The sequence below is a fragment of the Halopseudomonas sp. genome (assembly GCF_041579695.1).
Classification (GTDB): domain Bacteria; phylum Pseudomonadota; class Gammaproteobacteria; order Pseudomonadales; family Pseudomonadaceae; genus Halopseudomonas.
This window is the reverse complement of record NZ_JBFGFI010000035.1, coordinates 18,075-29,261: the sequence shown is the minus strand read 5'-3', so window position 1 is coordinate 29,261 and position 11,187 is coordinate 18,075. Positions and strand designations below refer to the sequence as shown.

The following is an 11,187-nucleotide window of genomic DNA, read 5'->3' as shown; positions in this document are numbered from 1 at the left end:
GTTTAGCTGAGTACCACCCACAGCAGCATCAGGGCCTGGAACACGGCAAACACGATCAGGCAACCGATCGCAAAACGCTGACCGGTGTCATTGCTCTGATAATGATCGACCCTCCGCTGGAGCTGGGCCATCTGGGCAGCCTGCTGCTGATTGACCGTTTCCTGCTCGCGCAGCTGTCTGAGCAGGTCCGCCACATGCAGCACGCCTATGCGTTCGGTGTTCCACTGGCTGATCAGTTCATCGACCCGAGTCGCGCGCGCATGGCTGATGGTCGATTCGCCGTCCGGCTTGCTTATATCGAAGCCGGCACGAGACAGCAGCTTGCTGCGGACCTGTCGGGCTTCCTCGCTGGTAGCATCATCGTTCTGCAACAGGATTGGAGCGACAGCGTACTCCCCATACTGACGCTGGCACCATTCGATCAGCTGCGCCAGTAAAAAGCTGCCAATACCGCGCTGGGCCGGTTGCATCCGCAGCCCGCTGACAGGGGAAAAGCGCACCCGGCGGTTCCTGTGGTCGACCAGCACGTCTATGTGATTGGCTTCCTCGACCAGCGGCTCTCCTTCCAGCCGAACCTGCAGACGAAATACTTCCAGATGCGCCGCCTGGTCTTGGAATACGGTAACCATCGCCAGTCGTTCTGGCTGGGCGACTTTCCGGTTCCTGTAGACGGGTTTCAGCTGGATCCAATAGAGATCGCTGATGCGCATCCGGGCAAAGGGGTCGCGTGAGGGTCGGGAAGGAGCCTCTGGCTTGCTGGCCCGCTCTTTTGCAGTTTGTGGAGTATCGCTCATGATGGTTTTTTGCCGCCTGGGCTGGCCGGAGATTGAAAGTGTTATCGGCTGACGCCGGCGTTTCTGCATGTCTCTTTTTATTGCTGCTTGCCAGCAAGTCGCTTCATTCCAGCAAAGCCGCGAGCCCCTGCCAGACCAGGCGGACCGCCAGCACTGTCAGCAGCAGGTTGAATACCAGAGCGAAACGCTGGTCGGTGCGTCTTTCCAATAATTGCAGGCCGATCCAGGTGCCCACTGCGCCGGCTGCGATCATCAGCGCAATCAAACCAACCCATTCGCTGAATACGAAGCCGGCGGCGCCGTATACGATCGCCTTGGGTGCATGTTGCAGTGTCATTGCCGCGGCAAATGTTGCCACCGTGGGCAATCGCTCCGTCTGCTGCTGCTTTATGAATGCTGCTACAAGCGGACCGGTAGCGCCTACGAACAGGCTCAGGAAACTGGTGGTCATGGCGGCGACGAATGTGCCAACTTGGCCGGTCGCTACCTTGGGTACTGCCGGCCCCCAGCACAGCAACAAAATGAAGCCGGCGATGCATAATTGAATCAGGGGCAAGGGTAAGTCGACCAGAAACAGGCTTGCTAGCCAGGCACCTACCATGACCCCGGGTGCAAACCAGGCAATAGTAGCCAAGTGGATATGGCGCAAGGTCATCAAGGCACGCCCGGCGTTTGACCCCATCTGCACAATGCCATGCACCGGAATGATGGCGGCAGGCGGCAGCACTACCGCCATCAGGCCCAGTAGCAGCACGCCACCGCCGATGCCAAGGGCTGCGGTGACAGCCGAGGTGCAGGCCGCCGCGATGATCAGCGCAATGGCGGTCGGGCCAGAGAGGTCCGCGGGGAGGAGGGCGGCGATCAGGGCCTGCATGTTTGCCTGCACGGTTTGGAAAAAACATAGCGTAGCCGGCCGTGGCCGGACTGTCACCTGTGCTGGCCCGGCGTTATACTGCTGCACTTCGATCATCTGACTTCAGGTTGCGCGCATGTCCGGGAATACCATTGGCACCTTGTTTACCGTCACCACGGCCGGCGAAAGTCATGGCCCGGCACTGGTTGCCATCGTTGACGGATGCCCTCCCGGGCTAGAGCTGAGCGTGGCCGACCTGCAACACGACCTCGACCGCCGCAAGCCCGGCACCAGCCGGCATACCACCCAGCGTCAGGAGCCTGACGAGGTTGAAATCCTCACCGGGGTCTTTGAGGGTCGCACTACCGGGTGCCCTATTGGACTGCTGATCCGCAACACCGATCAGAAGTCCAAGGATTATTCGGCGATCAAGGATCTGTTTCGTCCCGCCCATGCCGACTACACCTATCATCACAAATATGGCGAGCGTGATTATCGCGGAGGCGGTCGCTCCTCGGCGCGCGAGACCGCAATGCGGGTCGCCGCGGGTGCGATTGCGCGCAAGTACCTTGCCGGTCAGGGCATTACCGTGCGCGGCTACATGAGCCAGCTGGGGCCGATCGAGATTCCATTCAAAAGCTGGGATTCGGTGCATGACAACGCTTTCTTCAGCGCTGACCCCGACAAGGTTCCTGAGCTTGAGTCCTACATGGACCAGCTCCGCCGGGATCAGAACTCGGTCGGTGCACGTATCACCGTGGTGGCCGAGGGCGTCCCTCCGGGCCTGGGCGAGCCGGTATTCGACCGCCTGGATGCCGAGCTGGCCTACGCCCTGATGAGTATCAATGCGGTGAAGGGTGTAGAGATTGGTGCCGGTTTTGCCTCGGTGGCGCAGCTGGGCACTGAACACCGTGACGAGCTGACACCGCAAGGCTTCATCAGCAATAATGCCGGCGGCGTACTGGGCGGCATTTCATCCGGACAACCGATCGTTGCGCACCTGGCGTTGAAACCGACGTCCAGTATCACCACCCCCGGGCGATCGATCGACAAAGATGGCAACGCCGTCGAGGTTATCACCAAGGGTCGTCACGATCCATGCGTGGGTATTCGTGCGACCCCCATCGCCGAAGCAATGATGGCCATTGTGCTGCTCGATCATCTGTTGCGCCACCGGGGCCAGAACGCCGACGTGAAGGTTGCCACGCCGGTACTTGGTCAGTTGTAGATATGCCTCCAAGACCGAATTCCCCCGCTTGAGCCCGGTGCTGCCTTATTGGCGACTGTCCGGGTTCTATTTTGCGTACTTTGCGCTGCTCGGCGGGGTAGCGCCATTCCTTGCCCTGTATTTCGATTACCTGGGCTTCAGTGCCGCGCGAATTGGTGAACTGATCGCGATTCCGATGCTGATGCGCTGCGTCGCACCCAACCTGTGGGGCTGGCTGGGCGATGTCAGCGGGCGCAGGCTGACTATCGTCCGACTTGGTGCGCTTTTCACCGCTATTGCCTTTACCGGCATCTTCTACCGTCAGGACTATCTCTGGCTTGCGCTGATCATGGCCTCCCACAGTTTCTTCTGGCATGCGGTGCTGCCACAGTTCGAGGCAATCACGCTGAGCCATCTTGGCGCCCAGTCGGCGCGTTACAGCATGGTCAGGCTCTGGGGTTCGGTAGGCTTTATCGCTACGGTGGTGGGGCTGGGCTGGCTGCTCGAGCTATACAGTCTCGGCATCTATCCTGCCGTGATGCTCGGCATCATGTTGGCGATTTTCCTTTGCAGCTTGATAGTCCCGGCCACCCCGACCCCGGCAGCGCGACCGCTTGGTGAGCCGGTCGAGCGCTTTTTTACTTTGCTGCGCAGGCCCGGCGTACTGGCCTTTTTTATCTGCGTAGCGCTGATGCAGATGTCCCACGGACCCTACTACACGTTTCTGACCTTGCACCTGGAGGCGCACGGCTATGGCCGCGGGGTGATCGGTCTGCTCTGGGCGCTGGGGGTGGTCGCCGAGATACTGCTGTTTCTGGTAATGACGCGGGTACTGGCACGCTTCACGCTCAAACAGCTGCTGGTGGCCAGCCTGCTCCTGGCGTCACTGCGCTGGGTCCTGCTCGGCACGCTGGCCGACCACCTGCTGGTGCTGTTATTCATTCAGTTATTGCATGCTGCGACCTTTGGCAGTTTCCATGTCGCGGCGATCCACTTTATCCAGCGCAACTTCAGCGAGCGTCTGCAGGGCCAGGGCCAGGCGCTCTACGCGTCCCTGTCCGGTGTCGGCGGCGCCTTGGGTGCGCTGTATTCAGGCTACAGTTGGGCCACTCTAGGTCCACAATGGACCTTCGGGGTCGCCGCGCTGGCCGCGCTGCTGGCGGCGACTGCACTGTACCGGGCGTTACCTGCAGCCCGCTGCGGGTAATTTTGCCACCATGGTATGGGCTGTAGGCCTGACGCAGTAGCTCTATACTGGCAGCGCATTCATATAATCTCGGAAACGTGCAATGACGATTCTAGCGGTATACCAGGACGACCAGCTACAGGTGCCGGTAAAGGTACTTACGCATACAGAAGACATCACACCGATCCTCGCTGAGGCGAATGTATTGCTGCAAACAGTCGAGCAAAGCTTGCCCGTAAGGCGCATGATGACTGCGGCGCAGGCGCTGGAACTCTCTGGCGAACTGCTGGAGGCAAACCGTGTCGAACAGGATATGGAGTTTGCCGAAGTCCTGGAACTGAAAGGGCCTCCCGGTTATGCGGAGACCCCGGAAGGCACGGGGCAGAGCGAACAGATTCTGGCTGGTGACAGCCTGTGGCTGTTTCTCGATGGAGTCGCAACAGTGTGTATCCATCACGGTGACAAACTCCTGGTGCTGGGCTGTCGGTGTGGAGATCTGCTGGGTCTACCTGCGGGTACTTCGCACTGGGTAGTGCCGGTGACAGGGCGTCAATGCCTTATAATACGCAGTGGGCGCGATGAAAACGCTCTGTTGGCTACGCCGACAGGCGATGATATTGCTGATCGGTACCCGGTGCTTGAGCTCTGACCTACTAACGGGTCGAGATACGAAATCATTCCAACAAGGAGTTGCAAATGGACGTTAATTTTGGCGGTGGCATACTCGGTCTAATCATTCTGATTCTGGATATCTGGGCGATTATCAATATTGTGCAGAGCAGTTCGAGCACTGGTGCCAAGGTTCTGTGGGTATTGCTGGTGCTTCTGTTGCCGGTGATCGGTCTGATCATATGGTTCTTCGCCGGTCCCCGGGGCAGGGCGGCCTGAGTGATTGAACAGGATACCCCTGTAGCACTGGTTACCGGTGCTGCCAGGGGGATTGGCAAGGGAGTCGCCGCCAGCCTGCTACGTGCAGGCTGGTCGGTGGCACTTACGGATATCGATGAGGCGGCCGGTCAGGCGGCCGCAGAGGAGCTTGCCCGGCTGTGTGACGCAGCAGGAAGGATCGAGTTCATCGTGATGGACGTGGCCGATGAGGCAAGCGTCATGGCGTGCCTGGAGCGGGTTGAAGAGGACTTCGGGCGCCTGGATGGTCTGGTCAACAATGCCGGTATTGCCGATCCGGATAATGGCCCGGTAGAGCAGTTGAGTCTGGAGGCATGGAATCGACTGCTCGGCACTAATCTGACCGGGCCTTTTCTGGTCTCCAAGCATTCAATCAATCTGTTGCGTGAGTCCACCGGTGCGATCGTCAACGTCGCTTCCACCCGGGCTCTGCAGTCAGAGGCGAACACCGAGGCATATGCCTCAAGCAAGGGCGGCCTGGTTGCATTGACCCATGCAATGGCGGTCAGCCTGGGTTCGGCCGTAAGGGTCAACGCAGTTAGCCCCGGCTGGATAGATACCCGTGATCCGCGGCAACAACACAGTGACCCATTGCGTCAGATCGACCATCAGCAGCACCCGGTAGGCCGTGTCGGTCAACCTGAGGATGTTGGTGCCATGGTGGTATTTCTGCTCAGTCCGGCCGCCGGCTTTATCACCGGTCAGAACCTGATCGCAGATGGCGGGATGACGCGGCAAATGATCTACGTTGAATAAGTACGCCTGGGATTGCGCGCGCTCCGGCACGAGATAAAAAGCCGGAGCGCGTGCAGCACGGTTTATTTCTCTACAAAAGCACGTTCGATCACGTAGTGACCCTGATCGCCATGCCGCGCTTCCTTGAATCCGCGACTGTCGAGCACCTGGCAGAAATCCTTGAGCATGCTCGGGCTTCCGCACAGCATGAAACGGTCCTGCTCGATATCGAACGCGGGCAGACCGATATCCTCGAACAGTTTTCCGCTTTCCATCAGGTCAGTCAGACGCCCCTGGTTATGGTAGGGCTCGCGGGTGACTGTGGGGTAATAAATCAGTTTCTCGCGGATCGTGTCGCCAAGGTACTCGTGGTCGGGCAATTCCTTGGTAATCAGCTCCTGGTATGCCAGTTCGCGCACATGTCGGCAGCCGTGGGTCAGGATCACCTTGTCATACTGCTCGTAGGTTTCCGGATCCTGAATGATACTGATGAAAGGCGCAAGACCGGTACCTGTACTCAACAGGTACAGGTTGCGCCCGGGCAGCAGGTGATCGACAACCAGCGTTCCTGTCGGCTTGCGGCTGATGATAATCTGATCACCCTCATTGATATTCTGCAGCCGCGAGGTCAGCGGGCCATCGGGAACCTTGATGCTGAAGAACTCCAGGGTGTCCTCGTAGTTGGGGCTGGCGATGCTGTAGGCACGCATCAGTGGCCGCCCTTCGACTTCCAGGCCGATCATGATGAAATGACCATTCTTGAAGCGAAAGCCTGGATCGCGGGTGGTCCTGAAGCTGAACAGGTTGTCCGTCCAGTGATGGACACTGAGTACGCGCTCGGTATTGAAGCCTGCCATTGCCATTCCTCGGTCATTGAATTTGCAGGTAGTGTACTGGCGAGCTAATCTATCGGTTAAACGGTTTATATAATTATATGTAATCGGAAAAATCGATAATGAAATACAGTCTCCGGCAACTCGAAGTATTCCTCGCTACCGCATTCCATGAAAACCTTACGCGGGCGGCGGAAAGCCTGGCCATGTCACAATCGGCGGCGAGCAGCGCGTTGCGTGATCTGGAAAGCCAGTTTGGGATTCAACTGTTTGACCGTATTGGCAAGCGCTTGCAGCTGAATGAGCTGGGACAGACGATACGGCCCAAGGCACAGGCATTGATGGAGCAGGCTGAGGGGCTTGAACTGGCACTTAGACGACAGCACAGCAGCGGAAATCTGAAGGTCGGCGCGACCCTGAGTATCGGCAATTATCTGGCCGTGGAAATCATGGCCCAGTACATGCGAGAACAGCCCGGCGCGCGGGTAAAACTTGAAGTGGCCAATACCGCCAGCATCGTCCAGAGGGTGCTGAATTTCGAACTGGATATCGGCCTGATCGAAGGCGAAGCTCATCATCCCGAACTCGATATGCTGCCCTGGCGGGAGGACGAACTGGTGGTGTTCTGTGCGCCGGATCACCCGTGGGCGGGGCGCCCCTGGCTGACCGATGAGGAATTACTGGCTGCCCAGTGGATCATCCGTGAACCCGGTTCAGGGACCCGGCAGCATTTTGAGTGGGCAATGCACGGGCTGTTTCCGCAATTGCAGATAATGCTCGAGCTGCAGCACACCGAAGCAATCAAACGTGCGGTAGAGGCAGGCCTAGGCATTGGCTGTCTTTCTGCCATTACCTTGGTCGAGGCATTCGAGCGGGGCAGTTTGGTGCCCTTGCCGGTTCCTCACCGCGATTTCCGCCGCCGCTTCTACTTCGCATTGCAGCGCAACAAGTTTCGCGGTGCGGGAATAGAGAGCTGGTTGCGACTATGCCTCGAGCAAATGCAGGACCGATGAGCGGAACCGGGCCGCATGCGGAAAATGATGCAGCCCGGGGAAGATATTACTGTTGCGACAAGACAAGTTTGCCATCTTCCAGCGGAATCTTGCTGCCTGGATCCGATGCCATGCGCACCCGTCCGGTTTCCTCGCCGATGCGATAGTCGACGTTGTAGCCGACGATCTTGTCATTGCTGTCATAAACTGTTTCACAGCGGGTCTCGGTGGTGGTGTAGGTGCTGTTTGCCTGCATCCGTTCCTGGGTCTTGTTGCCGGCGTAACCGCCAGCAGCTGCGCCTGCAACGGTGGCAATCTTCTTGCCGCTACCGCCGCCGACCTGGTTGCCCAGCAGGCCGCCGACTACCGCACCGGCGACGCTGCCGAGTACCTGGTGTTCGTCCTGCACAGGCTTCTGGCGGGTGACGGCCACATTCTGGCAGACCTCGCGGGGCGTTTTTACCGTTTCGGTGATTGCCGCTACCTTGGTAACGTCGGCATGGGTCGGGGTCTTGTTGGCGAGGACGTTATAGCCGGCAAATGCGCCGCCGGCTGTAGCAACCACTGCGCCGAGGACGACGCCTGTCAGCATTGATTTGTTCATTGGGTAGCTCCAAGGTGTTGATGTCCGGATAAACCCGAACTTATCCGTAATATGACAGCATATACAGATGAAAGTTCATTTTTAAGTGATAGACGACCTGAAAATTCAGGTGGCCGATCATATATTGTGTTGCGGTTTTGGATGCGATTGTAGCATCTGCACAAAGTGTACTGCCGGCACAGGCGGACTGAACAGGTAGCCCTGGTAGGCGTGGCAGGATTGCTGCTGCAGGAATGAAAGCTGTTCCGGTGTCTCCACGCCTTCGGCAATCAAATCCAGGTTCAGGTTACGACCCATGGCAATGATGGCTCTGACGATTTCTGCATCGTTGCTGTCCTGGGTACAGTCGCGGATAAAGGACTGATCTATCTTCAGCAGATCCAGTGGGAGTTGCTTGAGATAGCTCAAGGATGAGTAGCCGGTGCCGAAATCATCAATGGCAAAGCATACGCCGAGTTTTCTGAGCTCCTGCATCTTGGCTATGGTGTCGCTGATGTTCTGGATCACGATGTTCTCGGTTATTTCCAGTTTCAGACTGCTAGCCGGTACTCCCTGCTCGGCGATCGCCTGCCGAACCAGAGTGACGAAGTCGGGGTGACGGAATTGCCGCGGGCTGATATTCACGCTCATGCTGAAATGGTCAGGATCAACCAGGTTGTCGTTGATCAATTGCGCGGCAAAGGAGCAAGCTTCATTCAGCACCCACTGTCCCGCGGCAATGATCATCCCGCTTTCTTCCAGCACATGAATGAAGCTTGCGGGACCGATGATGCCCTTGTCCGGCAGTTCCCAGCGTATCAGGGCTTCCGCCCCAATGATGCAATCGTTCCGAGAATCGATCTGCGGTTGATAGAAGAGCCGGAACTGGCCCATATTGAGTGCGGTGCGAAGGTCCGTTTCGATCGATAGCCGCTCGCTGGCGGCTTTCTGCATCGCTTGCTCGAAGAAGGCGATGCCATTGCGGCCCGCTTCCTTGACCTTGTACAGCGCGATATCAGCTCTTTTCAGCAAATCCTCGGGATTGTTTCCGTGCTCGGGTAGCATTGCAATACCGATGCTGCAGCTAAGCTGCAGGCTATGGCCTTCGACAGTCATCGGGGCGGCGATATCGAGCAGCAGCGCCTCGGCATGCCGGCGTACTGCATCGATGACATCTGTATCTTCACCCTGGAGCCCGCTGAGCAGAACTACAAATTCGTCTCCACCCAGTCGCGCGACGGTATCTTCCTTGCGCACCCTACCACGCAGACGCCGGGTAACTTCCTGTAGCACGGAGTCGCCACAGGAGTGCCCAAGCGAATCATTGATGTGCTTGAAGTGGTCCAGGTCGAAAAACAACAGGGCGCCATGCAGATCGTGGCGAGTGAGCAGGGCCAGCGCCTGGTTGAGCCGGTCGGTTAGCAAAAGGCGGTTAGGCAGATCGGTAAGCGCATCATGGTAGGCGAGGTGTTTCACCTTGGCCTCGATGAGTTTCTGATTGGTGATGTCGCGGGCGGTCAGCACCATGCACGCGACGCCGTTTATCATAATGGGCTCGATCGAAACCGATACCAGCAATTCGTGTCCGTCCTTGCCCAGCACGCGCATTTCGTGCTGCATTACCCGGCCGTTGCGGTCAAGCTCCTCGATCAGCTTGGCGCGCTCGTTATAATCGGCCCATATGTTCAGCTCGCGGGCCGTTTTGCCGATGACCTCGGCGGGTGAATATCCGCTCAGGCGCGTAAAACCCTCGTTGATTTCCAGGTGTCGGCCGGTTGCCTTTTCGGTAATGCTGATTGAATCGGGGCTGGCTCTGAATGCTCGGGAGAATTTTTCTTCCGACGCGCGTAGCGCAGTTTCTGCCTGCTTGCGGGCGGTAACATCCTTGAAGGTGGATAATACGCAGGCCTGGCGATTGACGGTGAGAAAGCTGCAGGACACCTCACAGGTTGCCACTTGACCATCCAGGGTCAGAAAGTCGATCTCTGCACCCGCAAGGCGATAGTCCTGATGGATCTGGGTGACGAAGCTTTCACGGATGGCGGGGTCTTGCCACAATCCCGCTTCTACAGTCGTCCTGCCAACTATATCTTCTGGCTGGTAGCCGAAAAACTCGGTGAAGTTCCGGTTGATCTCGATGACGATATGCGAGTTTGCATTGACCAGTATGTAGGGGTCAGGAGCGCCCTGGAACAGCGCAGAAAACTTGGCCTCGCTTTTGATCAGGGCCTGTTCGTTGCGGCGGCGCTCAGTGATATCGACGAGCGTTCCGACAAACCTTTGAATTCTGCCACTGGGTCCGCGGTAGAGCTTCGCCGTCGCTTCCAGCCAGCGCGGTTGACCCTTTTCCGTTTTCAGGCGATAGGCAAGCCGGTAACGGGGCAACTGGTTACGGCAGATGGATATGAAGCTGCGGCGTAACTGTCGCTGATCTTCTGGGTGGATGTCCCGCAGATAAACACTGAGTTCGCCGCTCCAGGCAACGGGGGAATGCCCGTGGAGCATAGCCACCCTGGCGCAGCAATGGAGTAGACCGGTATCGAGGTTCCAGTCCCACGTACCCATCTGGGATGCATCAAGGGCGAGATTCAGCCGCTCTTGGCTTTCGCGCAGTTCTGCGCCTATCGTTCCCGGCCTGGCCAGCGGATCAATGCTCGCATCCTGGGCGATAGAAAGCCGGCATTGCGTGCCGTCGAGCACCAGGCTGCGCATCGATATCCGGCAGATCTTCAGGTGACCGTCACGGCAGAGCAGTATCGCCTCGAATTGCTCGATCTTGCCGTACAGTTCAAACGCATCGATCAGCTGCTGGCGTTGCTCGGTGCTGATCCATAAGGGAAATCCGGAACCGAGTTGGCCGACAATCTCGTTTCGCGGCCAGCCGAACATATCGCGAAAGGCATCGTTAACATCCATAACACGGCTGGTACTGGCTTCGGTCAGCATGGCTGCCATCGGCATGCCATGGAACAGTACGTTGAATGCACTGGCGTCGTCGTCGGCAGTCACTTCAGGCCCATCGATACGGCTATTGGGTATCCCCGGTGGCTGGTTCATCGACCGATTCCTGGCTGCATGTGGAGGTAGTGGCCCTCCCG

11 protein-coding genes are annotated in these 11,187 nt (G+C 58.0%); 6 read left to right on the top strand and 5 right to left on the bottom strand.

The annotated features are described in order from the left end of the window. Positions 1-2: 2 nt before the first annotated feature. On the bottom strand, positions 3-794 hold the full coding sequence (locus tag ABYA88_RS09105; RefSeq protein ID WP_373186806.1) for a hypothetical protein: 792 nt from the start codon (positions 792-794) through the stop codon (positions 3-5). A gap of 103 nt (positions 795-897) precedes the next feature. Further along, entirely contained in the window at positions 898-1,668 is a 771-nt protein-coding gene (locus ABYA88_RS09100) for a TSUP family transporter (RefSeq protein WP_373186805.1), read from the bottom strand. Positions 1,669-1,783: 115 nt separating this feature from the next. Between ABYA88_RS09100 and aroC the strand changes: the two genes are divergently transcribed. From aroC to ABYA88_RS09075, 5 genes are all read left to right on the top strand, one after another. Then, positions 1,784-2,875: a chorismate synthase gene (gene aroC / locus ABYA88_RS09095; protein ID WP_373186804.1), complete on the top strand. Its 1,092-nt coding sequence runs from the start codon at positions 1,784-1,786 to the stop codon at positions 2,873-2,875. Positions 2,876-2,903: 28 nt separating this feature from the next. Further along, on the top strand, positions 2,904-4,061 hold the full coding sequence (locus ABYA88_RS09090; RefSeq protein WP_373186803.1) for an MFS transporter: 1,158 nt from the start codon (positions 2,904-2,906) through the stop codon (positions 4,059-4,061). 82 nt (positions 4,062-4,143) lie between these two features. Then, positions 4,144-4,689, top strand: coding sequence for a hypothetical protein (locus ABYA88_RS09085; RefSeq protein WP_373186802.1), 546 nt, complete (start codon positions 4,144-4,146; stop codon positions 4,687-4,689). Between the two features lie 47 nt (positions 4,690-4,736). Beyond that, positions 4,737-4,928, top strand: a complete 192-nt coding sequence (locus tag ABYA88_RS09080) for a PLDc N-terminal domain-containing protein (RefSeq protein ID WP_373186801.1) — start codon at positions 4,737-4,739, stop codon at positions 4,926-4,928. Continuing rightward, positions 4,929-5,702, top strand: coding sequence for an SDR family oxidoreductase (locus ABYA88_RS09075; protein WP_373186800.1), 774 nt, complete (start codon positions 4,929-4,931; stop codon positions 5,700-5,702). Between the two features lie 62 nt (positions 5,703-5,764). Here the strand turns inward: ABYA88_RS09075 and ABYA88_RS09070 are convergent, their stop codons facing one another. Then, complete coding sequence (locus ABYA88_RS09070; RefSeq protein ID WP_373186799.1) at positions 5,765-6,538, bottom strand: ferredoxin--NADP reductase; 774 nt, start codon at positions 6,536-6,538, stop codon at positions 5,765-5,767. Positions 6,539-6,636: 98 nt separating this feature from the next. On the opposite strand from ABYA88_RS09070, the gene ABYA88_RS09065 reads away from it, so the two are divergent. After that, on the top strand, positions 6,637-7,527 hold the full coding sequence (locus tag ABYA88_RS09065; protein WP_373186798.1) for a LysR substrate-binding domain-containing protein: 891 nt from the start codon (positions 6,637-6,639) through the stop codon (positions 7,525-7,527). Positions 7,528-7,573: 46 nt separating this feature from the next. Here the strand turns inward: ABYA88_RS09065 and ABYA88_RS09060 are convergent, their stop codons facing one another. Together ABYA88_RS09060 and ABYA88_RS09055 are read right to left on the bottom strand one after the other, a co-directional pair. Next, positions 7,574-8,110 carry a glycine zipper 2TM domain-containing protein gene (locus tag ABYA88_RS09060; protein WP_373186796.1) on the bottom strand — a complete coding sequence of 179 codons (537 nt, stop codon included), beginning with the start codon at positions 8,108-8,110 and terminating at the stop codon, positions 7,574-7,576. Positions 8,111-8,227: 117 nt separating this feature from the next. Further along, complete coding sequence (locus ABYA88_RS09055) at positions 8,228-11,146, bottom strand: EAL domain-containing protein (protein ID WP_373186795.1); 2,919 nt, start codon at positions 11,144-11,146, stop codon at positions 8,228-8,230. Positions 11,147-11,187 lie beyond the last annotated feature (41 nt).